The organism is Anoxybacillus sp. ST70 (assembly GCF_019553625.1).
Classification (GTDB): domain Bacteria; phylum Bacillota; class Bacilli; order Bacillales; family Anoxybacillaceae; genus Anoxybacillus; species Anoxybacillus gonensis.
Genome location: NZ_JAHZOF010000009.1, coordinates 37,701 through 61,700, shown reverse-complemented (window position 1 = coordinate 61,700; position 24,000 = coordinate 37,701). Strand labels below are relative to the sequence as shown.

Here is a 24,000-nt window from a genome sequence, read left to right as displayed (position 1 = left end):
GGGATGTTATATGCTTAAGGACTTTATTGAAGAAATGTTTGGATTTAAAAGGACCAAGATGTATACAGAGGAACCTACATATGAACAAAAAATTGCGCATTTAAAAAGAGTAAAGCAACGATTAGAAAAGGACGAGTTTAGAGATTTTGAGTTTAAGACCACACATAAAGGAGAGCCAGTTCTGTTCTTTAAATCTTTTCCTCCTTATGATGTGGTAGCTATATTATTTATTATGGTAATTAATCAATACGGTCCTAAAAGACATCAGATAAATTTGATTTTCTGGGATGATTATGTAGAAATAGCTGATGTGCAAGTGCTTGGAGAAGAGAACTTTAATAAAGGCTACGGATCTCTTTTGATTCAAGAAGCAATAAAATTTTCTGCAACTTTAGGCTATAAAAGAATATACGGAAGAATTGTAAGTGAGGATGAAAGTCATTACAAAAGACAGAAGGCTTTTTATGAAAAGAACGGTTTTATCTTGTTAGAAAATGGAATAGAGTTTGAAATGTTGCTATCTACACAAATGGAATGATAAATTGCATGCATTGAATTATACAAAAAAGAAGAGGCACCTGTGTAGGTGTCTTTTTTACATTACATATATTTTTTTGTATGAAATTGTAGAAAAATAGTACAAAAGTTGCTAAAATTATGTACCAGAAAAAGAAAAACGCGCCCTAAATAGGGCGCGTTAGGACACAATCTGCTTTGCTAAAAACATAATAACATGCTCTTAAACATTTGTACAGATTTGTGTCCTTTCTAACTTTTGAGGAAGGGCAGGATTTTGATGTTTGAGTATCGAAATATACCTAAGAAGTATATTAATCAATTAGCAAGGATTCATAAAATAAAGTATTTAGGTCGAACTGAAGAAGAGGTTATCGGTGATTTAATACAAGCTGGGCATAAGGAAAGGTTACTTTATTTAAATGAGCAATTTAAATTTAGTAGTTTGCATATGACTATATGTCAACCGGAATCTAACTTTCCAGATAAGTCGAATACGCCCGAAAAGTTTTTGGAAACTCTTGTTAGTGAAGGACATATAACTCAAAAAGGCATTAATAATGAGTGGGAACCACCTTTGAAACCAGCTATTCAAATTTGCGCAGTTAAACATGACGGGGCAGCAGTATATTTAAAACTTGTTGAAGAAAAGTTCACCTTACGTAAAAACGGATATACAACGGTGTCGGCATCTTATGCGAGTTTTACGTCTGTTGTCATTCATTTTGGTGAAGAAGAATTGATACAACTACGCTGCCCGTTTAAAGATGTAAAAAAATATGCAGATTATGTAATGAATTTGATGGGATTTGCAAAACCTTACACATACTTTACAGTTCCGAAGTTAACAAGGGAAAATGCTAAGCAACTGTGCGCTTTACTGTCGGCAGGGGTTGCTTCTAAACATATTGCATTACCTACTAGTGTTGGAAGTATTCGTTTTAACGGTAAAAAAGGAGTTAATTTAGATACGGATCATACTTATCAACGAATCGCTAGTGCATTTGAGGGATTGCGACTCCCGACAGATCATACAATGGATGAGACATGTTTTTTTTCATTTACTGATCAGAAAACATCTATTGTAGTTGAAGTAACATTTGAAGTGAATATTCAAAAAGGATACTTCAAATTTACAACAGCTGTTCCAGAAGCGGTTATAGATCATGTTTTGGACGCGCTTGTTGCGGTTAATGGATCGAGTAGACAACAACAAATGACGGCGGCTGGTAAAGAGTAATCTGAGATTGGAGGGATCATAATATGGCTATTTCTTATTCAAAAATAAGTGATATTTTGCTAAATTGGGCCGCAAATGACCCTCCAATTGAGGATTTTACAGTTGAAAATGTACTATATGCTGCTGGGTTAGATAGCAGTCATTATGAAACGGTATTACGTTACCTTATGGCAAAAACGGGATTCGAATTAATACCTAAAAAAATGCTTGTGTGTCCATCAAATCATAAAATACAAGCGTTTGATCTGGATGAGGAGCTTGAAGGGGAACTGTTTGATTGCTTCTGTGGAGAAAGTGATTTTGAAGCAGATAATTTTATCTTGGTATTTTCATTTACAGATGAATTTAAACAAGATGCCTTAAAAAAAAAGACGATGAAAGCCCAAGAACAGAAGCACCTGCAGCTAGTTTAGTTCCTGAAAAGACTTTAGCAGATTTGGTGAGGATGGGATTGTTTAATGAGTTACCGAAAGGAGCGTTTGTATACGTGGATAACAGAAATATAATTATTAGCAATAGCCAACTCAATAATACTAACTTAAGTTCTGGTGACGGCAATACTCAGTCTGTTATTATAAACAATCCAGTTGCTGAAGATCTATTTAAACAGTTACTAGATGTAATAAAAAAAGAAAGTCCTGAGGACGAAAAAGCAGATGCATTAGAAAATGCCGCAAAACTTCAAGAGGCCATTAACAAAAATGACAAAACCAGGGCGCAGAGAATTTTCAGTTGGTTACCTACAGTGGTACAAGCTTCAAGTGTAGGTGTTGAAATTTTAAAATTGATTAACTCGAAATAATCCCCATCACAATTGGTGGGGATTATTTTTTGATAAGAATTCAAAACGGAATGACAGAAAACTGGAAGAAAAATGAGGGAAAAATGACAGAAAGACGACAGATTATTTCTGTTTAGGCGTGTTATGATTGTATCGTGGATATTTTGAAGTAGGGTACGTTTCTCTTCTTGCGTCACTCCGATCAGGGTGGCGTTTTTTATTTTAAAAATTATAAAAGGAGTGTTGCGACATGGCAGAAATGCGCGAGTCGAACAAAAGAAGTGTGGGAACTTTGACAGTGGATGTTGATGTGTCCGAAGCACTCAAAGGGTTAAAGGCTTTGAAACGAGAAGCTAACGAAGCATTGAAGGTTTTGCAGCAGTTAGCTAAATTTCTAGACGAGAATGAAGATGTAGCGAAGAAATTGATTAGTGTATTTACGACTGAGGAATTAGAAGAGGAAATCGAAAAGAGGAAGCGTCTGTCTAAATGACAGGCGTTTTTATTTTGCTCTGTTTGGAGTGATGAGAATGAAATTGTATGAGCGTTTGTCAGATAAAGAAATTAAGAAGCTAAAGAGCATCAAGAAAAAGCCGAAGAAAAAACGAAAAGAGAAATTGAGCCGTCGGGAACTTCTTGATTTGATGGGCGTTCGTCGGGATACGTACAAGAGAGTGCGTGGGGCGATTAGGAGGAAGTGAATGATTTTTCTATTATTATAATTTGCTTATCATTTTTTCTTTTTTTAGGCAGTTTAGGCAGCGAATTTAATAAGTTGTTCAGAATGTTTAAACACAAACTTATTATCGTCAAAATCCAAATGATTTCATCTTGCATTATTTATTCCTCCCTAATCGCATTCTAAATAATATCATTGCCTAATTAGGAGGAAATGATGTCGAAACTTGACGAAATTTTGATATAGGAAAATCCCTCCTTTTGTCGAATTGAGTAGGTGGGAGGAGGAGAATGCGTATGACTGAAAAAGAAATCAAGTTACTAGAAATGGTTAAAGACCATGCAAATATGTTTTACGATGGGCATTTTGTGTTAATGAAATTTACTGGTAATTGGAGAGCATGCTTTGGAACACCTTCGGGAGATTGTAAAACGCAAATAGAACAGATGGTTGAAGGTAAAACACTTGAGGAATGCCTGTCAAAACTATTAGCAAAACCAACATCAGCTTACGATTTTAATTATTGAAGAAGCACCTGTCATGGTGCTTTTTTATTTGGAGTGATTTTATGCCGAGTAGACCGTTGAAACCTTGCGCCGTTCCTGGATGTTCGAATTTAACACAAGGACGATACTGCCACGAGCACCAGCAAAAAGAACAACAAAAAAAATACGATCGCCATCGCTACTATGACGAATATGTACGCGATAAAAATACTCGCGACTTTTACCACAGTAAAGAATGGCAGCGTATTCGGCGCGCAGCGTTGGATCGAGACAAACATCTTTGTCAGCATTGCTTCGCTAAGAAGCGCATCACACCAGCAGATGTTGTTGACCATATAGTTCCTGTTAAAGTTGATTGGTCGCTACGCTTGTCATTATGCAATCTACAGTCGTTGTGCAATGCTTGTCACAACAAGAAAACGGCCGAAGATAAGAAAAAATACGGGGAGGGGCGGGTCAAAAAGTTTTAGCCGACTCGCCCAAGACCGCGCGCCCCCCTCAGCGTGAACAAAGTTCCCTTTTTGACGTAAAAGGGGGATAACAGTTTTTGGAGAAAATCAAAACGAAAGGTGGTGTTGAAAATGGGTCGGCGTGCGAAACCGGTAGATTTAATTCTTATTCAAGGTACGAAGCATTTAACGAAGAAGGAAATTGAAGCACGACAAGAAGCGGAAGCAAAGTTACGCCCGAACGACGATAAGGTCAGACCGCCGAACTGGTTAGATGATGTAGCAAGAAAAGAATTTAAGCGGCTTGTCAAGGAATTGAAAGAAGTGGGGCTAGTCACAAATGTAGATGTAAATGCTCTTGCCTTGTACTGCGATGCGTATTCTAACTATGTAAAGTGCTCGCAGATCATTGAGGAAGAAGGGCTTATGGTCGAATACACAAATAAGGCGGCGGAAACAAACAAAGTGCCTCATCCATTGCTCACAAAGAAAAAGCAATTACATGAGCAAATGAAATCGCTGGCCGTCGAATTTGGATTGACGCCAAGCTCTCGTGCAAAACTTGCTTTGCCAAAGGAAGAACCAAAGCAGCCGACGCCGTTTGAACAGGAGTTTGGTGAAGTATGAGTCTGAAGCAATGGCTTATTGATTACTCACATGACGTCATTGATGGTCGTGTGATTGCCTGTCAGAAACATAAATGGGCGTGCATGCGGTTTTTGAGGGATATTGAACGAGAGGGAACAGAAGACTTCCCTTACATTTTTAGTGAAACGAAAGCGATGCGCTTCCTCAAGTGGATGACGCTTTTTAAACATACGAAAGGTGTACTTAAGGGGCAACACATTCGTCCACATGAAATTCAAGTGTTTGTGTTTGGTAACATTTATGGCTGGGTGCATAAAGAAACGGATTATCGACGTTTTAAAAAGGCATATTGGCAGGTTGGAAGGAAGAATGCCAAATCGCAAAGCCTTGCTTGTGTAGCGTCATATGAAGCAATGGCTTTCGGTGAAAACATGTCCGAAGTATATATAGGGGCTACTAAGACAGAACAGGCAAGAATCGTCTGGAATGAAACTGAAGCAATGCTGGCGGGCTGTCATGAGTTGAAAGGAAAGTATGAAGTAAAATACGGTGCCATTCATCATCCTAAAAGTCGTTCAATCATTCGACCACTTTCTAAAGAGGACAGGAAAACGGGCGATGGACTAAACCCACAATGCGGCATTATTGACGAGTATCACGCGCATGAAACAGATGAAATTTATAACATTATTGATTCTGGTATGATTGCACGTGCGCAGCCATTGCTAATGATCATTACAACAGCTGGTGTAAACTTAAATAACCCATGCTATCGGAGTGAATATCAATACGTTTCGAAGCTTTTAGATCCGAATAGTCCTGTTGAAAACGAACGATACTTCGCAATGGTCAACGAATTAGATAAAGACGAGGACGGAAATTTAATTGATGATATTCGAGATGAAAAGGCATGGCTAAAAGCTAATCCAATTGCAGCGTCGTATCCAGAAGGAATCGAGAATATCAGAGCAAAATTGCAAGAAGCTCTGGAAAAACCGGACAAAATGGATGATTTTCTCACCAAAAACATGAACATATGGATTAATAAGCGGGCGCAAGGGTATATATCATCTGATCGCTGGGCGGCCTGCGGCGCGGAAAACGTGCCGGATATCAGTGGATTGGATGCGTATGTAGGCGTTGACTTGTCGGCAACGACCGACTTAACGAGCGTTTCTATCGAAATTCCATTGAGTGATGGACGATTTGTCGTGCTGTCCCACTCATTCATACCTGAAGAAAAGCTAGACGAGCGAGTGAAAACCGACAAAATGCCATTCGATCAATGGGCTCGTCAAGGATGGATTACCACAACGCCAGGCGCGGTCGTTGATTACACGTTTGTTCGTGAGTATATCAAGGCGATTGCAGAAACACATGGCGTTTCGGTGAAAGAAATTTGCTATGACAAATATAATGCACGTCATTTGATGCAGGAACTTGAGGCAGATGGGTTCGTGACAGTAGAAATTCCACAAGGGATTCGCTATTTATCGGAGCCGACAAAGAATTTTCGAACGAAAGTGTTCGAAAAGAAGATCATTCATAACAATAATCCCGTTTTGTCTTGGGCGGTCGGCAACGCGGTAACACGAAAAGACGCCCAAGAAAACATTATGCTCGATAAATCGAAAAGTACAGACCGAATTGACCCACTAGCAGCACTCATTAACGCGCATGCTCGGGCGATGTTTGCGAATGCCGAGTCGGTTGATGTATCGGAATTTGCGACTGATGATTTTTTAGATAGACTGTGGGGTTGATAAAGTGAAGAAATTAGGGAGAATCTTTCGTGATTATGCGGAAGATTTTTTTATTTTGATTGGTTTGACGCTCATTAACGTGGCAACTTTCCGATTAAGTGCTACGGCTGGCTTGTATGTGCTCGGCTGTTCTTTTTTAGCTGTAGGTGTTTTTATTGCAATACAGCCACCTAAACGTTATCCGCCATGAAGGAGGTGAGGAATAAATGTTTTTCAGACGTGCTTTTGAGCGCCGGGGTATGGAATATAGCTTAAATGACCCAGCACTTTTAGATTTTCTTGGTATTTCTCCTGGTGAGGTTAACGTTTATGGAAAAAACGCTTTAAAAGAAGCAACAGTTTTTGCGTGCATCAAAATATTAGCTGAGTCAATCTCAAAATTGCCATTAAAAATTTACAAAGAGGATGAAAATGGCGTTATTAAAGCCACAAAGCATTACTTATATCGGCTACTAAAACTTCGTCCAAACCCATATATGTCGGCATCTGACTTCGCCAAGTGTAATGAAACGCAGCGGAACACGTATGGGAATGCATACGTCAATATTGAGACTGACCAAAAAGGCAGAATAGTGGCGTTTTGGCCGATTGACGCAAGTAAAGTACGCATTTGGATTGACGATGTTGGACTTTTCAACAGTAAAAATCGCATTTGGTATGAAGTTGATGTCGGAACAGAGCGACGAAAGCTGATGCCAGACGAAATTTTGCATTTTAAGAGCGGCGTGACGCTAGATGGGATAGTTGGAGTGCCTCCACTTGAATATTTACGAGCAACCGTGGAAAATGCGGCTGCGGCAGGGAGATTTATCAATAATTTTTATAAGCAAGGGCTACAGGTAAAGGGGATTGTTCAGTATGTCGGTGATTTAAACCAAGAGGCGCAGAAGAAATTCCGAGAAAAATTCGAGGAAATGTCGGCAGGATTAAAAAATAGCCATCGAATTGCGCTTATGCCGATCGGATATGAATTTAAGCCGATAAGCTTATCGATGTCCGATGCTCAATTTCTCGAAAATACACAGCTTACGATCCGACAGATCGCAACGGCATTTGGTATCAAAATGCACCAGCTGAACGATTTAAGCCGAGCGACTCATACGAATGTGGCGGAGCAACAGCGACAGTTCTATGTTGATACGTTGCTGCCGATTTTGACGATGTATGAACAGGAAATGACGTATAAACTGTTCCTCGATAGTGAAATTGACGCTGGATATTACGTGAAATTCAACGTTGACAGCATGCTTAGAAGCGACATTAAAACACGCTATGAAGCGTATGGCATCGGGATTGAGAAAGGTTTTATTACGCCGAACGAGGCGAGGGCATTAGAAGAGAAGCCACCTTTGCCTGGCGGTGACCAGCTTGTATTTAATGGTAACGTCATTCCATTGACAATGGCAGGTCAACAGTACGTGAAAGGAGGTGGAGAAAATGGACAAGAAGGCGACGATGGAAACAAAGGAAATTCGGGCGTTGCCAGTGAAAATTGAAGTTCGCAAATCAGCGGAAGGGGAAGAGCAACGGACAATATCAGGTTCTATTAAGTACAACACTGAAAGTGCTGAAATGCGGGACTGGTGGGGCGACACGTTTGTCGAGGAGATTGCTTCCGGTGCATTTGATGAAAGCTTAAAAACACGTGGGGTTGTTGGTCTATGGTCGCATGATGCATCTAAAGTGCTTGGAAGCACGAAAAGCGGAACGTTGCGCCTGGAAAGTACGGAAAAGGAACTACGTTTTGAATTAGACTTACCGAATACGACTGTCGGCAATGACGCTTGGGAAGTGATTAAACGAGGGGATGTCGATGGTGTATCGTTTGGCATGCGAGTCACGAAAGACAAATGGTCACAGGTCGATCGCGACGGCAAAAAAATTTACAAGCGTTCCATTTTGGATGCGGAACTGTATGAAATTTCTCCTGTCGCTTTTCCAGCGTACCCAGCAAACGAGGTATCTGTCCGATCTCTTAATGAATATCGCGAACAACAAAAGCGAGCTTCAAACGAGTACAAAAAAAGAAAATTAACAATGGAATTAGAGCTGATGTAATCGGCTCTTTTTAACTTTTTACAGGAGGTTGAATGATATGGGAAAAGAATTACGCGAAATGTTACAGAAATTAGAGCAAATGAAAGCAGAAGTTCGCTCTCTTTTGGGAGAGGATAAAGTGGAAGAAGCTGAAAAGCGCATGGAGGATGTGCGAGCATTGCAAAAGAAAATTGAAGTGCAGCGGCAATTGGAGCAAGAAGAGCGTGGTGGACTTGGTCTTGGCGGAGCTCATTTAGCTAGCGGAGAAGCTCGTACAGTAACGAAAGAAGATGCCGAGTTAGAAGGTGAATATCGTCAAGTGTTCATGAAGGCAATTCGTCGCCGTCCAGTGTCATCTGACGAACGAAGCATCATTGTGGAATATGAAAAACGTGCGGTGATGCATACTGGTGGTGTCGTTGGACAAGCAGATGGAGATTCTGGGCTGATTTTACCTCAAGACATTCAAACAAAGATTTATACGCTTATGCGAGATTTTAATGACCTTTCTCAATATGTGAATGTACAAAATGTTACAGCGCTTAGTGGCTCTCGTGTACTCGAAAAAGATGAGGACATGGTGCCTTTCCAGGATGTCGATGAGTATGGATTGATTGGAGAAACGGACAATCCTAAGTTTGTACCAATCTCGTACTCTCTCAAAAAACGCGCTGGCATTTTACCTCTAACGAACGAATTAATTGCTGATACAGACCAAAACATTGAGCAATACGTTACGAATTGGATTAGCAAAAAAGCTGTCGTTACACGAAATTATCACATCACGAATTTATTGAAAACAATGCCAAAACAATCATTAGCCAACTTCGACAATATCAAAAAGGTTCTTAACGTACTATTGGATCCAGCTATTAGCGCAAACAGCATCATCTTAACGAACCAAGACGGTTATCACTGGCTGGACGAGCAGAAAGACGCAAACGGGCGCTACTTACTGCAGGATGACCCGACTCAGCCAGGACGTAAATTGTTCAAAGGACGTCCTGTTGTAGTTGTTTCGAATCGTTTCTTGAAAACAGAAGGAACAACTACCTCATTAGCGCCAATCATTATCGGTGATTTGAAACAGTTAATTGTTGTATTTAACCGTCGTTTCTTTGAGCTAGCAAGCACAAAAGAAGGCGGAGATGCTTTTCTTCGTGATACAACGAACCTTCGTACAATTATGCGCGATGATTATAAATTCTGGGATACAGGAGCTGCGGTATTTGGGCAATTAGACGTTACTGACACTGTTTAATGAAAGGTGGAGTTGAAATTGCCGAGTTATGAAGTGATTAAACCTTTCCGTGATAAGTATACCGGCGATCTCTTTGGTAAAGGTGATGAATACTTCACGGAAGATGAAAAAAGAGCAAAATACCTTCAAGAATGGGGGTACATCGGAAAAGAAATAGAACACGAAAACGACGAAGAAATCGAAAATGAAGATGATGAAGACGGCATTAAACACGTCGGTGGCGGTTATTACGAATTACCGAACGGCGAAAAAGTCAAAGGGAAACAGAATGCGATTGCTGAGTTAGAAAAATTAAAAGATGGGGAATAAGATCCCCATCCCCTTAATGGGGTGGTAAGACTTGATTATTTCTTTAGAAGAAGTAAAAGAGTGGTTACGCATTGAACATAATGATGAAGACAACACATTACAAATGCTAATTAAAGCAGCCGAAACATATTTACAAAATGCTACCGGTAATACATTTGACAATACTAATGACCTTGCCAAACTATTTTGTCTTGTTCTTGTTACCGATTGGTACGAAAACCGAGAAATGGTCGGTAAAGCGAGCGAAAAAGTAAGGCAGACAGTAGAAAGTATGGTGGCACAGCTTTCTCACTGCTATGCTCCGCAGGAAGGTGACACATCATGAATCCAGGGCTATTCCGTCACCGCATCACCTTTCAGCAATACGACGAGAACGCAGTAAATGAAAATGGATTTCCTCTTGAAGACAGCCAGCGATGGACTGACGTAAAAACTGTATGGGCGATGATAAAGACGCTTCAAGGTCGCGAATACTACGAAGCTGCAGCAACACAGAACGAGAATACAGTCCGTTTTGTAATTCGATATACGTCTGGTATCACTCCGGATATGCGTATCAAATACAAGGACAGGGCATTTGAAATTCTTTCTGTCATCAATGATGATGAGCGAAACATTATTCTGACCATCATCGCGAAAGAGGTGATGTGATGGGACTCGAACTTCACGGAATGCAAGAACTATTACGTCAGCTTGAACAGATTGGAACGGAAGCCGAACAAGTCAAAAAGGATGCTCTGCTTGCTGGCGCTGAAGTGATTCAACAGGCGGCATCGGAGAAAGCGCCACGCGATACGGGAAAGCTAGCCGAAAACATTGTCATTTCTGATATCAAAGAAGATGGAACAGTAGATATCGGACCAGATCGCGATCGTTTTTATGGATTGTTTGTCGAATTTGGTCGAAAAGCGGGAGAGAAAAAAGGGCGAAAATATCCGAAAGCAGACCCTCATCCTTTTTTGCAACCAGCTTTTGAGGAGAACATTGATCGTGTGCAAGATGAAATGGCCGATGTCATTCGGCGGGAGTTGGGGTTATGAGCTTAAACAAGATGATTATCGAGACACTGAAACATGTTGGTGTTCCTGTTGCGTTTCAAACGTACAGCGGTACAGCAACGACTTATATCACCTTTTTTGAATACAACCAGTTTTCAGCACTAAATGCAGACGATGAAGAACAGCAAACAGCTCATTTAATACAAGTCGATGTGTGGTCAAAAGGCGACTACACATCAATAGTTCAGCAAGTGAAAGAGCGAATGATAGCAGCAGGATTTCGTCGCACATCTGAAGTGGATTTATTTGAGCAAGAAACAAAAACGTACCATAAAGCAATTCGATTTTCTTATATTTGTTAGGAGGGAATACGATGGCAGTAATCGGTTTAAAGCATCCATATGTGGCTAAGTTGATTAAAGACGATTTCACTGGTGTTCAGTACGATACGCCGAAGCGATTGGCGAAAGCCATTGAAGCAAAAATTAGCCCGAAGGTAAACACAGAAACGTTGTATGCGGATGACGGACCAGCTGAAGTTGCTTCGTCTCTTGGCGAAATTGAAGTGGAATTTGGAGTAGATGACATTTCAACAGAGATGCAGGCGTTTTTGTTAGGCGCAACGATTAATGATGATGGTGTCGTTATTCAAAAAAGTGGTGATACAGCCCCATATGTTGCGCTTGGGTTCGCTCTTCCTCTTTCGAATGGGGGACAGAAATATGTGTGGCTATACAAAGGGAAATTCGAATTACCGGAAGAGCAATATAAAACAAAAGGGGATAAGGTCGAATTTCAAACGCCTACACTAAAAGGGAAATTTGTAAAGCGGGAATTTGATGAAGCATGGAAAGCATCGGTGAATACAAAAGACCAAGGTGTAGATCAAACAGTCATTCAAAATTGGTTTAGCGCCGTGTATCAGGAAACAACAACACCATAAAGGGAAAGGGGAAGCCCTTTCTCTTTTTCAATTTCATAACATGGAGGGATAAACATGCAAATTACATTGTTTGTAAATGGTCAGGAGAAAACATTTACTGTTCCGTTTGTCAAAGCACGTATGTTTCGTCGAGCGTTAGAACTGCGCAAAAAATATGACTTTAACAATATTGATGTAGAGGCACTAGATTCCATTATTGCTTTTATTGTCGAACTGTTTAACGGACAATTTACGGTCGATGAATTTTACGATGGTGTTGCGGCGGATCGCCTCATTCCAACAATTTCGGATTGCATGAATAAAGTTATTGGGGTGGCGAAAACGAGCGACCCAAACGTGTAACGGGGTCTGAAATGGACCCATATGACGCAGTGAAAGAGTTTTACCTCACGCATATTAAGAACGGCATACCGATGTACCTCGTGGATGAGATGGACATCGGTTTTTATTTTGAAATTTTGGACTACGCAGAAGAAAAAGAGGCGCGAAAAGAACGGCTGATGATTGAGCAGTTGTTGTAAAGGTGGTGAAACGATGGCGGAAGTTGGTACGTTGCGAGTGTCGCTTGGCTTAGACAGTGCAAATTTCACGACGAGCATTGAGGCTGTCAATCGCAAAATACGGCTCGTTGACGCGGAGTTTAAAGCGGCTACTGGTGGTGTAAAGGATTTCGAGAACAGTTTGGAAGGATTGCAAATTAAAGCGGAATCCCTCACGCAAAAGCTACAGTTACACGAGGCGAAAGTCGCTGAGCTAAAGCGCAGATATGAAGAAAGTGCGCAAACGAAAGGAAAAGACGCAGCCGAAACCGAGAAATTGCTTATTGCCTACAACAAAGCTGTTGCAGAAATGAAAAAGACAGAGGCACAGTTACAACAAACAAATAAAGAGATTGAAAAGCAATCGGACGGCTTTAACAAGTTAGAGCAAGCTGTAACGCAAAGTTTGCAAAAAATTGACCAGCAGTTGAAAGTGATTGATTCCGAATTTCGTGCTGCAACAGCTGGTATCGAGAATTTTGGTTCAACGTCTGAACAATTGCGTACAAAAGCCAACAGTTTAGCGCAAACGCTCGAATTACAGAAAACGAAAGTGTCAGAATTAAAGCGACTATATGATGAAAGCGTAAAGGCAAAAGGTGCGGATGCGAAGGAAACGAATGATCTCTTAATCGCCTACAACAAAGCGACCGCGGAAATGAAAGAAACCGAAGCGCAGTTGCGACAGTTAAATCAAACGATTGAACAGCAAGCGACAGCATGGGGACAACTACAAACCAAGTTGAATGAGACCGGCCAACGCTTGCAAGACGTGGGTAATAACCTTCAATCGTCTGGAGCGCAAATTGCTGCCTCGTTCGGTGTAGCAAGTGCAGCAATTAGTGGTGCATTAGGTGTTTCTGTCAAAAAATCGATGGATTTTGAGGCACAGCTTTCTCGAGTTGGAGCGATTGCAGGGGCAACGCCGAATGAATTAGAGAAGCTCAAACAGGCTGCCCTTGATCTTGGTTCATCGACGTCCAAGTCAGCTACCGAGGTTGCACAAGGTATGGAGATTATGGGTGCTATGGGATACAACACAAATCAAATTCTTGCGGCGATGCCAGGGATTATCGCAGCGGCAGAGGCGTCGGGAGAAGATATGGCTTTAGTTGCTGACACAGTATCATCAGCACTCAATGCATTTGGTCTTGAAGCGGGCGAGGCTTCAAGAGTAGCAGATGTTCTAGCACAAGCGGCAAATGATTCAGCAGCTGGTGTGCAAGATATGCAGTACACGTTCAAGTATGCTGCCCCAATCGCAAAAACATTAGGAATTTCGCTTGAAGAACTTGCGGCCGCCACGGAGATAATGGCTGAAGATATTTGGCCGGTTGCAAGGAAACTTGCAGCATAAAACAGCGGGTGAATTCGGTAGATTCTAAGGGTTGAAGCTTTGGATAATGCTGGGATTTATGGTATAATAGAATCAAATGTTAACGGAGGTTCTATTATGCGTAAATTAAGCCATGAGGAATTTTGTCAAAGGGTTAAAGAGGTTCATGGTGACGAATACGGTGTTTTAGGTAGATACGTGAACAGAAGAACTAAAATCACTGTCAGACATAATAAATGTGGCACTATATGGGACGTTTCCCCTTGGCCTTTTACTAAAGGTCATGGATGTCCAAAATGTTTTGGCGTCAACAAAAAAACAACCGAGATGTACAAAGAGGAAGTTAAAAGTCTCGTTGGCGATGAATACTCAGTATTAGGGGAATATAAAAACACACACGCGAAAATAAGATTTATTCATAATGAATGTGGCCATGTTTTCGATATGGTTGCTAAAGCTTTTTTGTTAGGTCAGAGATGCCCAAAGTGTAGATTGAAGAAAATGAGCCAAAGATTCAGAAAAACCACTGAACAATTCAAAAAAGAAGTTTATGAAAAAGTTGGTGATGAATACATTGTTTTGAGTGATTACAAAGGCAAGGATGTTAATGTTAAGATGCTTCATCGAAAATGCGGCAACACCTTCGAGGTAACACCAAACCATTTCTTATCTTCGATGAATTCGAGGTGTCCGTACTGTAAAACATCTAAAGGCGAAGAAGTTATAAGAAAATTTTTGATCGAAAACGGATATACTTTCAAAAGCCAGTATCGTGTAAAGGAATGCCGAAATATTAGGGCATTACCTTTTGATTTTGCGATATTTAACGGTGATACCCTTGCTTGCTTGATTGAATTTGATGGGGAACAACATTTTTACCCTAAATTCGGTCGCAAAGAATTCGAGAGAACCATCGCCAATGATAAAATAAAAAATGAGTTTTGCGCGAAAAATAATATCCCTTTGATTAGAATTCCCTATATTTCCACCGACATAAAAGCTGATTTAGCCAAAGCGCTTCAGTCTATGAAAATTCAGTCTATGAAAATACCGAGCCAAGCCTGTCCGGAAACGGCAGGAAGGTGTAACGACTAGATAGAGTAACCTAACCAAAAAAGACCGCACTTGTAAGAGCGGTCTTTTTTGTATGGTGAAATATCCATGAGCGCCCGCCACCCTAACGTAAAGTCGAGGGTGAAGATATAGTCTGAACTGGGGATGAATCGACATCCCGTAATGCGGCGAAAGCCCCAGAGGTCAGGATAAAGAGCCTGACGATAACAATTTGAATAACGGTATCCGTGGAGAACAGGCTGGTACAACATTGCGTGGGGCTCTCATTCGATTATCTGATCCACCAAAAGAGGCGCGAGAGGCATTAGCTTCACTAGGCATCCAAGTGACTGATGCACAAGGTTGTATGCTACCTTTCGGGGATATTATTGGCCAACTTTCTGAGAAAACAAAAAATATGAGCAATGCACAAAAACTTGCAGCGCTTTCCACTATTTTCGGGACGGAAGCAGCAAGTGGAATGCTCACCGTGATTGAAGCTGGACCACAAAAATTAGACTCCTTGACAAAATCACTTCAGAACTCAAGCGGAGCATCGAAAGAAGCAGCAGAAAAAATGAAGAACAATTTAAAAGGTGCGCTTGAGGAACTAGGGGGCGCTATTGAAACGGCACAAATTTCTATTGGTGATGCATTAGCCCCAGCTATTCGTGTAGTTGCAGAGGCACTACAAGGTTTATTCAATGCTTTTAATAACCTTCCAGACGGAATGAAGCAATTCATAGCAATCGGAACGGCTATTTCAGCTGTTTTACTTGGGATTGTCGCATCGATTGGTATTGTATTGTCGATCATAGGAGCAGCGGCGCAAGGGTTTGGGGCATTGGCAAGCGTGTTGGCTAGCGCTGGTGGAATGGCAGGAGTCTTTTCAAGTGCGATAGCTGTCATCACCGGTCCGGTCGGCATTGCGATTGGGGCAATTGCTGGATTAGTAGCTATCGGTGTTGTGCTGTATAAAAACTGGGACGAAATCAAAGCGTTTCTATCGGCAACATGGGAAGGGATAAAGGCAGTAGCTGTGGTAGTTTGGGATGGGCTGAAAACGTATTTTACGACGATTTTCAACATTTATAAAACGATTTTTACAACCGTATGGGAAGGTATTAAAACGGTAATTACAACGGTTTGGGAAGGACTAAAAACGGCGGCCACAGCCATTTTTGAGGGGATAAAAGCGTATTTTACGACTGTACTCAACATATACAAAACGATTTTTACGACTATTTGGAACACAATTAAAACGGTTGTTGTTGAAGTATGGAACGGGTTGAAAACAGCAGCAACGACTATTTTTAATGCAATCGCGTCATTTTTATCGAATGTGTGGAATGGTGTTAAAACGAGCGTTAGCAATATCGTTAGCAGTTTATCTTCTGCTGTACAAAACACATTCAACAGTTTAAGAAGCGCAATTTCTAATATCTTTGGCGGTGTAAGAGATACGTTAGTCAACATATGGGAAGGTATCAAAAACACCGCGAGAAGTTGGGCAAGTAGCTTTGTAGAAATCGGGAAAGACTTGCTTCGTGGCATATGGAACGGTATGAGCAACATGGCAGATTGGCTATGGGAAAAGGTTAAGTCGATGCTTTCTGGATTAACCAATAAAATTAAAGACTTTTTCGGTATTCGTAGCCCGAGCCGTTTATTTGCGGAATACGGAGGATATTTGTCACAAGGTTTGGCGATTGGGATTACAGACGATGCAAAGCTAGCCGAAAACAGCGTTGCCGATATGGCGAAGCGGGTAGCAAAAGCTGGTCAACAAATCGGCAACATCGCTCTACCAAGTATAAAGCCAGCAGCGATTCAACACGTTGTTGAAACGAACGTCGTTGGTAACGTGATGTCGGGTGCTTCGAGTGCAGGACCGACCATCATCATCGAAAATATGGTTGTTAGAAACGACGAGGACATATATCGTGTTTCACGCGAGTTATACTCGTTATCACAATCATCCCGCAAAGCAAGGGGGATGAGATAATGTCCAAGGGGTTTTCTTTCAATGGGAAACACACACGGGAAATAGACATTCTTGTCACAGATTTAAGGATGCCACTCGTATCAAATATGAAAGACACCTATGAATCTGTTCCAGGGCGTGACGGGAATATTCTTTTTCCGGGATGGTTGGAAGATAAGCGAATCGAATGTACACTCGGTGTTCGTTGCACACGATCTGAACGAATCACTAAACTACGTGAAGTGGCACAATGGCTCTATACGCGAGAGCGGAAGCAACTTATTTTTGACACGTCGCCGGATGTGTATTATATGGCGAAGGTAACAGGACAAGTGGACGTTGAGCATTTGCAAGGCATATCACTTGTGAAAGTGGCGTTTCAAGCCGATCCATTCGCATATAAAGTCAATAAGACGAGCGTATCGAAGCAAATAACTGCAAGCGACAAACAAATCACTCTCGTCAATAACGGAACATACGATGTGCTTCCAGTCATAAAAATATCGAATGCAAACACAAATTCATTGTCTTTGGCGATTGATAATGACAAACTAACCATTTCAAACACACTTCAAACAAGCGATGCACTAACGATTGATTGTGATGAAATGACCGTTTTGTTAAACGATACGAACATTTTAGACAAAACGACGGGCACGTTTTTGGCGTTGCGACCAGGCACAAATGTAATGACCGTCGAGGCACAGAATACGCTAAACGTATCGGTGGAATGGCGCGAACGATTTTTGTAGGAGGTGAGAATGTTGAGCTTTTCAAGAAAAATTGAACATCAGATGGTGCTGTATGACCTAACTGGGAAGCCACTTGGTGTTCTGAAAAATGCGTACAATATTGAACACGAAGAAACATTGAATGACGCAGAAATACTCACATTCTCCCTTCCACGCGATGATCGCCATGCTCGAGTGATGATGAATGACATGGAAATCATCTATATGGGCAAGCGTTTTTTTATTTCCGAAATGAACGATGGGCGCGATGCGAACGGCAAACCGATTTTCGATGTTGTCTGTCCATCGTATTTCGTGAAATTGCTCGATACGTTTTTAATCGAGATAACGATTGATAGAAAGACACCGAAAGCAGGACTAGAGCAAATTATTTCGCGTACAGGTTGGGTAGTCGGGCGTGTAGAAGCGTTGTCGTCGCAAGAAACGCAGCATTCAATGAGTGAAAAGAGGAAGTCAGCACTTTGGACGATTCGGCAGTGGGCAAAAATCACTGGGCATGAAATTCAATTTGATACGGTTAAAAAAGAGATTAATCTTGTCAAACAGATTGGAACGAATCGCGGCTATGGTTTTCGATATCGGAAAAACTTGAAAGAAATCAAACGAACGATTCGCGCGCCAGAGGCGACCGTCCTCTATCCATATGGAAAAAACGGATTGTCTATCGAAAGCGTCAATGACAATAAGCCATATGTCGAGGATTACTCTTGGTACACGAGTTTAGGAATCCCGTTGATTGAGGCAAAGCAAAAGTATCGCAAAGAGTACGTGTGGGAAGATGAGCGTTTTTTACTTGCAGGAGACTTGCTGCGTGCGGCACAAGAAAAGTTGAAAGTATTATCACAGCCTGTCATTTCATATCAATGCAAAGTCATCGACTTATCTGCATTGACAGGAAATTCACAATATGAGTTTTCTGTCGGAGATTATGTGAATGTGTTCGACGATGAACTTGGAATCAACGTTCGAACACGCATTGTTCGTATGCGACGTTTCCCCGATGAGCCGTATCGAAATGAAGTGGAGTTGTCGTATATTATTCCAGGCATTCATACGCAAGAACAAGATCAGCTCACTTCATCGGATGTTTCGTTGTCCCAACCGTCTTTCATTGTCGGGACGAATGAAAAAACACTTTCCGTTGGAACATCTGTCCAAACGGCTCTCTCACTTGTCATTACAAACTTTAGTTCATCAAACGCGCAAGTCGGTTTGTCGTTGATTGGTCAAGCGTCAACGGCGATGACGGTTGAAATTTCATTTATGTATGGCGGAAAGCCGACATTTAATACGATTAAACAAACGTGCCAAGCTGGATTTGTAACAATTGGCGTCCCTTTCTTGCTGTTGCAAATGCCGCCTGGTTCGGCGTTTTTAGACGTACAAATGAAAACAAGCACCGGAACGCTAACGATTGACCCACGCGGACTACAAGTGTTTGTATATGCAGCAAACTTGCTCGGCGGCATTTCTGACCGTCTACCACGTGCGAATGCAACAGAAGAAATTGAATGGAAGAAGGCTATACAACCACATGTTAGTCGTTTTCAATCTATTGTTAATGGCCAAATTGTCAGCACGCAAGTCGTTGTTCCTATATCTTCAAGCATCGTTGAGTCTATATCGCAATGGCGAACACATGAACAAATTCGTCCATTTCCGGCAGTGGCAAGTACGGTACAAATCACATTGAATTGAGGTGAGGTGAGAAATGTTGGAGTTTGATATGGAACGAGCGTATCATTCATTGGCTAGAAAGGAAAATTTCGTGACTGGTGAAGTTATCGAGATGTTGAAACATAAAGTGAGCTCGATTCCAATTCGCGGCTTTACGAAAGTGGAGCTCTTTGACGAAAAGCGATTTGGGAAAAAAGTTGAAGAAGTTACGGCAGAAAACTTCATTTCGATTAATATGAAGGATTACTTAGAATTCATTTTAATGAGTGAATATGCAAAAATTGGCGCGTGGTCAGTAAGTAGTAAGTCTTTTACAGAGTGGCATATGCGACCAATTACAAGTAAATCTTTCCCTTTTGATACTATCGCTCTCACGACAGATTCACGACCGGAAAATCCGCAAAATGAGCGTGTTGTGATGGGAGATATTGTTGGATATGCTTTTAAAAATGAATATGTAGGAACGGATACAAGACGCGGGACAATTAATGCCGCGGAAAGTTATACAGATAGAGGGATCGCACATTTTGTTTTCGATTTCTCGACGCAAGCAGCAAATGGAACGTTTTCTTCAGTTGTATGGTATTCAGACACAGGTAGCCCTTCGTCAATATCAACTCAACGATACTATCAGAAAAATTATGAGTGGTATGTAGCTTTGAAAGGGAATAACGGGATAGCGGATAACTCGCACAATAGAGGTGGTCTCTGCTTTGATGGCTCTAGCTTTTGGACATATGAATCATTTGGTACTGGAGCGAGAAAGATAGTTGAAATATTAGTTACTCCTGGCACGAACGGAAAAACAGCCACTTTTACTATTGGGCGTGTTTGGGATTCACATTTCTCAGATTCAACTGATGTAGCTTATGATATGACATACGATTCTGATTTTATCTATTATGTGATGGGGAGCAGAGTGGATTTTAATACAATATATAGGATTAAAAAGTCAGATGGAACAAGAAGCACTATCACGCTTTCGGGATTTGGGTATTTATATGGAATTGAGAGAGTAGGAGCACATTTCTATGTATTAGGACGATCAGCCGCACAAGTAGATGGAAAATACCCTTTGCGTTGGGCTAAGTATGACAGTAGTTTCAACATCATTGAAGCAAAAAATATTTTTGACACTAGCGTCGTAGCGTATGGAATGGCGTATAACCAACAGAAAAGCGAAATAGCAGTTCGTACAAGCATCGGTTTGCTTATTTTTGATTTGCAAATGAACAGGCTATCATACGCGATTTCACAACCAAGTTCATCGAGTTCCTATCCTGGAATAGCTGTCAAAGACGGAGAATATTTTTTGCGTGATGAATACTCTTTCTTTATGACTGAATTAGGCTCGTTAGGAGCAAGAAACCTTCTTCCAACACCTGTGACAAAGACAAGCACAAACACAATGAAAGTGACGTATGATTTTATGTTTGTATAGGAGGTCGCATATGGAACGATTCGATATCATTTACAAGACCGTCGCGGTCACGCTGGGGGCTGTGGTTGGGTATTTATTTGGCGAGTCAACAGGGTTGCTACTCGTATTATTTTGGATGGTGGTCGTTGATTACGGAACTGGAATGGTGGCGGGATACACAGAAAAAACGTTATCAAGCAAAATCGGATTCAAAGGAATTATTAAGAAGGTCATGATTTTTGTCATGGTTGCACTGGCTCATTTGGTCGATAGCGCACTTGGAACCAAAAATATGTTCCGCGATGCGACTATCGTTTTTTATATGGCAAATGAATTGTTGAGTATTTTTGAAAACGCTGGACGTATGGGAGTACCCGTGCCAGAGCGGCTGACACAGGCGGTGGAAGTGTTGAAAGGGAAAAGCAAGGAGGCGGAGAAGAAATGAAGATCGTTCTGGATGCTGGCCATGGCGGACACGATCCCGGTGCTATTGCGAATGGGTTGAGGGAAAAAGACCTGACGCTTGCTATTGTAAAACATATCGGTAAGATGCTTGAAGAGTATGAAGGCGTTGAAATACTTTACACACGGACGGATGACCGTTTTCTTGAACTTTCAGAGCGTGCAGCAATCGCAAACAAGTTAAAAGCTGACTACTTCATTTCCGTTCACATCAACGCCGGGGGCGGCACTGGTTTTGAATCGTACATTTTTAACAATACGAAAGACGCAAACACAATCGCATATCAGAATGTCATTCATGGTGAAATTGTTCGTGCGATTGGCAACTTCACGGATCGCGGCAAGAAACGCGCGAATTATGCCGTGCTTCGTTTAACGAATATGCCGGCCATTTTAACCGAAAACTTGTTCATCGATAATACCAACGACGCTGCCAAACTGAAATCAGAGCAGTTCCTGCACCAAATCGCTTATGGTCACGTCATTGGCCTTGAAAAGGCATTCGGGCTAAAGAAAAAAGCGCAGCCGCAACAAAAAGCGTCAGACAAAAAATTGTATCGCGTCCAAGTCGGGGCGTTCAGCGATAGGAAAAATGCAGAACGACTGGCAGAAGAATTAAAGAAAAAAGGATATCAGGCTATCATTGTTTAACTCCTGCTACTCGGCAGGGGATTTTTTGTTTTTACGATACACGGATAATTTTCTTTATCTATATCGTATGATACTTTTTGTTTATATAATGGTGCTAGTTGGGGGTTAGGCTCAACTAGCACCAGAACAACAAGTGAATAAGCAAGTGAAAATTATCAAGCACTGTTTTAAATTTAGAAATAAGGTGGGCTCGAATTTCGAGAAATCGCTTCGAATTCGCTTCGCTTCATCCATTATACCCACGCATACCGTTAACGAATTAACTATTTGTTTCGAACGAATGTACAAAAGCAAAGTCGTGCTCTTTATACAGCTTTTTTTAAAACTTTTCTTTAATATTTGTGTATCATCTAGGTTATACGGTTTTGTTTGAGAGTTGTATTATGGTTCGATCGATTTGTTGCTGTATTCTACGTTTCCATTCAGGGGCATCATTATTACTCTCAACTAAACAGTCACGAATTACTTGTTCTACCAGTTGATGATCTAATCGCCCTTTAGATTTAAAGCCAACCTCAAACAAATGAATAAATTGTTCTAATGTTAAAGGAACGATTCTCAAGGCCATTCGAGAATCATCCGTTCGATACCATACACCAATCCGAAAAGTTTCTGCTGTATTGGTATCGATTTTATTTGCGAGAAATAATCCATATACTCGTTTTCCTTTCTGCTCATAGTGATCTACTACTTCCGCCACATGTCTGCGAACTGGTTCTCCTTCTGCGGCCTCTTGGCGAGATGATTGTGTTAAAGTGACCTCAACGACTATAACAAAGTCCTTAAATTCAAAAATCATATCCGGACCGTTTCCCGGAGCCGGATGTAGCGGGAGAAAGTCCTGATCAATTTTAAATCTCCTAGCCTCCCACGGTTCATTACAGAGTGAATTGATGGCTAAAAAGGCTCTCCAAATGGCCCATTCGAAATATGCGGCTCCTTCTCCTTGTGGAATGATGCTGTTTCGACGGTTTGGATGAGTTAAGGCCTGTAGATATTGCAATATATCCTGCCATTGATTAACTTGCTCTTGCGCATATTTCTTTTCGAGAACTTTCAGCCAATCATCTTCTAATTCGAGACGCAAGCTGGACAGATCAGGAATGTTCATTTTTTCAAGGTTAGGAAGTTGTACTGTCTGTCCGTTTTCTTTTAGAAGTTGCGCTGTTGTCTGAATTACTTCGATAGCTTTAGGAGCATTATCAGTAGGCAACTTGGCGCCATTCCAAAGGGTTTCGAGATATTCGCTCTCTGGTATTGGAGAATAAGACTCTGACAGAATTTGCTCTATAATAGTTCTTTTATGATCGGCAAAACACAGTTTATTCCCCTTTTCAACAAAAAGGCCTGTCAACTTCAAATATCGGAAGTTTGAGTCGGCATAATCAACAAGCGTATTTGCGCTTTGACTATGAGTTTCCATTGATTGTAAATACTCTTGAATGAACCTTTTTTTCTCACGTGAATCAGTAATATCATTAAGTATGTGGCGATATTGCGCTATACGGTCAACCACATCGTTAACTTCTTCCAAAGATGTTGTTAGTTGAACGATTGAAGCCATCTCGATTTTATCAATTGTTGCATCTAAATCTCGACATTCTAACATGTATAACACTTCCAAGACTATGCGAAGCGGGCTGAAAACCGGCACACTAAAAGAATCCTCAATGATCGAAGGAACTTGATATGCCAATAGAGCTCTTAAAAAACATTCTTGTTCGCTTGGCATAGTTTTTGATTTCACAAGCCTCATTCCATTCGGTGTGATTGTGAAGGGAGTATCTGAAAATGGTGGTTTGATAAAACCAAGTTGCATTAGAGCAGCACGCCATTTTCTCCCTACATCGCTGGCATCATTATCAGGAGAATCGTTGATCCTTTTCACAAAGACCACACCTTTTTCGTGAAGGAGTTTGGCAAATTCCTGCTCATTTTTTTTTCCTTTGAGATTGCCATGAAGGTGGGAGTTTAGCAAAACTCTCAATCCATCTTTTAAACGTTTAGCGTTACGTACAGTAGTATTACCAATATACCAAGCCTTCTTCGACATACG

Annotated in this window: 31 protein-coding genes; 30 read left to right on the top strand and 1 reads right to left on the bottom strand. The window is 41.1% G+C overall.

What is annotated here, in order from left to right:
- Positions 1–10 precede the first annotated feature (10 nt).
- The 30 genes from K1I43_RS12145 to K1I43_RS12000 all read left to right on the top strand — a co-directional run bounded on the left by K1I43_RS12145 (position 11) and on the right by K1I43_RS12000 (position 21,944).
- Entirely contained in the window at positions 11–538 is a 528-nt protein-coding gene (locus tag K1I43_RS12145) for a GNAT family N-acetyltransferase (protein ID WP_019417132.1), read from the top strand.
- Between the two features lie 258 nt (positions 539–796).
- A complete protein-coding gene (locus K1I43_RS12140) occupies positions 797–1,756 on the top strand; it encodes a hypothetical protein (protein ID WP_019417131.1) in 960 nt (319 codons plus the stop codon).
- A 23-nt stretch (positions 1,757–1,779) separates the two neighbouring features.
- Positions 1,780–2,169: a hypothetical protein gene (locus tag K1I43_RS12135; protein ID WP_019417130.1), complete on the top strand. Its 390-nt coding sequence runs from the start codon at positions 1,780–1,782 to the stop codon at positions 2,167–2,169.
- Between the two features lie 32 nt (positions 2,170–2,201).
- Entirely contained in the window at positions 2,202–2,558 is a 357-nt protein-coding gene (locus tag K1I43_RS12130; protein WP_050982322.1) for a hypothetical protein, read from the top strand.
- A gap of 229 nt (positions 2,559–2,787) precedes the next feature.
- Positions 2,788–3,030, top strand: coding sequence for a hypothetical protein (locus tag K1I43_RS12125; protein WP_019417128.1), 243 nt, complete (start codon positions 2,788–2,790; stop codon positions 3,028–3,030).
- Between the two features lie 37 nt (positions 3,031–3,067).
- Complete coding sequence (locus K1I43_RS12120) at positions 3,068–3,238, top strand: hypothetical protein (RefSeq protein ID WP_019417127.1); 171 nt, start codon at positions 3,068–3,070, stop codon at positions 3,236–3,238.
- 274 nt (positions 3,239–3,512) lie between these two features.
- On the top strand, positions 3,513–3,743 hold the full coding sequence (locus K1I43_RS12115) for a hypothetical protein (protein WP_020424521.1): 231 nt from the start codon (positions 3,513–3,515) through the stop codon (positions 3,741–3,743).
- 41 nt (positions 3,744–3,784) lie between these two features.
- On the top strand, positions 3,785–4,192 hold the full coding sequence (locus K1I43_RS12110; RefSeq protein ID WP_019417124.1) for an HNH endonuclease: 408 nt from the start codon (positions 3,785–3,787) through the stop codon (positions 4,190–4,192).
- Between the two features lie 111 nt (positions 4,193–4,303).
- Positions 4,304–4,798 (top strand): phage terminase small subunit P27 family, encoded by a 495-nt coding sequence (locus tag K1I43_RS12105; protein WP_009362093.1) that lies wholly within the window; start codon positions 4,304–4,306, stop codon positions 4,796–4,798.
- Positions 4,795–6,522 carry a terminase large subunit gene (locus K1I43_RS12100; RefSeq protein ID WP_019417123.1) on the top strand — a complete coding sequence of 576 codons (1,728 nt, stop codon included), beginning with the start codon at positions 4,795–4,797 and terminating at the stop codon, positions 6,520–6,522. Before K1I43_RS12105 ends, K1I43_RS12100 begins: the two co-directional genes overlap by 4 nt.
- 4 nt (positions 6,523–6,526) lie before the next feature.
- Entirely contained in the window at positions 6,527–6,712 is a 186-nt protein-coding gene (locus K1I43_RS12095) for a hypothetical protein (protein WP_019417122.1), read from the top strand.
- A gap of 16 nt (positions 6,713–6,728) precedes the next feature.
- Positions 6,729–8,018, top strand: coding sequence for a phage portal protein (locus tag K1I43_RS12090; RefSeq protein WP_019417121.1), 1,290 nt, complete (start codon positions 6,729–6,731; stop codon positions 8,016–8,018).
- On the top strand, positions 7,960–8,580 hold the full coding sequence (locus K1I43_RS12085; protein WP_019417120.1) for an HK97 family phage prohead protease: 621 nt from the start codon (positions 7,960–7,962) through the stop codon (positions 8,578–8,580). The genes K1I43_RS12090 and K1I43_RS12085 overlap by 59 nt, the downstream gene beginning before the upstream one ends.
- A gap of 37 nt (positions 8,581–8,617) precedes the next feature.
- Positions 8,618–9,820 (top strand): phage major capsid protein, encoded by a 1,203-nt coding sequence (locus tag K1I43_RS12080; RefSeq protein ID WP_019417119.1) that lies wholly within the window; start codon positions 8,618–8,620, stop codon positions 9,818–9,820.
- Between the two features lie 18 nt (positions 9,821–9,838).
- Positions 9,839–10,129 carry a hypothetical protein gene (locus tag K1I43_RS12075; RefSeq protein WP_009362088.1) on the top strand — a complete coding sequence of 97 codons (291 nt, stop codon included), beginning with the start codon at positions 9,839–9,841 and terminating at the stop codon, positions 10,127–10,129.
- Positions 10,130–10,160: 31 nt separating this feature from the next.
- Entirely contained in the window at positions 10,161–10,454 is a 294-nt protein-coding gene (locus K1I43_RS12070) for a head-tail connector protein (RefSeq protein ID WP_019417118.1), read from the top strand.
- Positions 10,451–10,780 (top strand): phage head closure protein, encoded by a 330-nt coding sequence (locus tag K1I43_RS12065; RefSeq protein ID WP_019417117.1) that lies wholly within the window; start codon positions 10,451–10,453, stop codon positions 10,778–10,780. Before K1I43_RS12070 ends, K1I43_RS12065 begins: the two co-directional genes overlap by 4 nt.
- Positions 10,780–11,169 carry an HK97-gp10 family putative phage morphogenesis protein gene (locus tag K1I43_RS12060; protein ID WP_075039213.1) on the top strand — a complete coding sequence of 130 codons (390 nt, stop codon included), beginning with the start codon at positions 10,780–10,782 and terminating at the stop codon, positions 11,167–11,169. The genes K1I43_RS12065 and K1I43_RS12060 overlap by 1 nt, the downstream gene beginning before the upstream one ends.
- Complete coding sequence (gp17, locus tag K1I43_RS12055; RefSeq protein WP_075039214.1) at positions 11,166–11,489, top strand: tail completion protein gp17; 324 nt, start codon at positions 11,166–11,168, stop codon at positions 11,487–11,489. The genes K1I43_RS12060 and gp17 overlap by 4 nt, the downstream gene beginning before the upstream one ends.
- Before the next feature lie 11 nt (positions 11,490–11,500).
- Positions 11,501–12,070: a major tail protein gene (locus K1I43_RS12050; RefSeq protein WP_075039215.1), complete on the top strand. Its 570-nt coding sequence runs from the start codon at positions 11,501–11,503 to the stop codon at positions 12,068–12,070.
- A gap of 54 nt (positions 12,071–12,124) precedes the next feature.
- Positions 12,125–12,412, top strand: coding sequence for a phage tail assembly chaperone G (gene gpG / locus K1I43_RS12045; RefSeq protein ID WP_075039216.1), 288 nt, complete (start codon positions 12,125–12,127; stop codon positions 12,410–12,412).
- An 11-nt stretch (positions 12,413–12,423) separates the two neighbouring features.
- Positions 12,424–12,591, top strand: a complete 168-nt coding sequence (locus K1I43_RS12040) for a hypothetical protein (protein ID WP_178378755.1) — start codon at positions 12,424–12,426, stop codon at positions 12,589–12,591.
- Positions 12,592–12,604: 13 nt separating this feature from the next.
- Complete coding sequence (locus tag K1I43_RS12035) at positions 12,605–13,966, top strand: phage tail tape measure protein (protein ID WP_220382670.1); 1,362 nt, start codon at positions 12,605–12,607, stop codon at positions 13,964–13,966.
- Positions 13,967–14,062: 96 nt separating this feature from the next.
- The gene (locus K1I43_RS12030; protein WP_220382669.1) at positions 14,063–15,040 is read left to right on the top strand and encodes a DUF2726 domain-containing protein; all 978 of its coding nucleotides are present in this window, start codon (positions 14,063–14,065) and stop codon (positions 15,038–15,040) included.
- Positions 15,041–15,230: 190 nt separating this feature from the next.
- A complete protein-coding gene (locus K1I43_RS12025; RefSeq protein ID WP_220382668.1) occupies positions 15,231–17,003 on the top strand; it encodes a phage tail tape measure protein in 1,773 nt (590 codons plus the stop codon).
- Positions 17,003–17,734 carry a distal tail protein Dit gene (locus K1I43_RS12020; protein ID WP_220382667.1) on the top strand — a complete coding sequence of 244 codons (732 nt, stop codon included), beginning with the start codon at positions 17,003–17,005 and terminating at the stop codon, positions 17,732–17,734. Before K1I43_RS12025 ends, K1I43_RS12020 begins: the two co-directional genes overlap by 1 nt.
- 9 nt (positions 17,735–17,743) lie before the next feature.
- Positions 17,744–19,432: a phage tail protein gene (locus K1I43_RS12015; RefSeq protein ID WP_220382666.1), complete on the top strand. Its 1,689-nt coding sequence runs from the start codon at positions 17,744–17,746 to the stop codon at positions 19,430–19,432.
- Positions 19,433–19,445: 13 nt separating this feature from the next.
- Entirely contained in the window at positions 19,446–20,852 is a 1,407-nt protein-coding gene (locus K1I43_RS12010; RefSeq protein ID WP_220382665.1) for a hypothetical protein, read from the top strand.
- 10 nt (positions 20,853–20,862) lie between these two features.
- Positions 20,863–21,276 (top strand): phage holin family protein, encoded by a 414-nt coding sequence (locus tag K1I43_RS12005; protein ID WP_220382664.1) that lies wholly within the window; start codon positions 20,863–20,865, stop codon positions 21,274–21,276.
- On the top strand, positions 21,273–21,944 hold the full coding sequence (locus K1I43_RS12000) for an N-acetylmuramoyl-L-alanine amidase (protein WP_075039219.1): 672 nt from the start codon (positions 21,273–21,275) through the stop codon (positions 21,942–21,944). Before K1I43_RS12005 ends, K1I43_RS12000 begins: the two co-directional genes overlap by 4 nt.
- A 355-nt stretch (positions 21,945–22,299) precedes the next feature.
- On the opposite strand, the gene K1I43_RS11995 is transcribed toward K1I43_RS12000, so the two are convergent.
- A complete protein-coding gene (locus tag K1I43_RS11995) occupies positions 22,300–23,997 on the bottom strand; it encodes an AlwI family type II restriction endonuclease (protein ID WP_136260426.1) in 1,698 nt (565 codons plus the stop codon).
- Positions 23,998–24,000 lie beyond the last annotated feature (3 nt).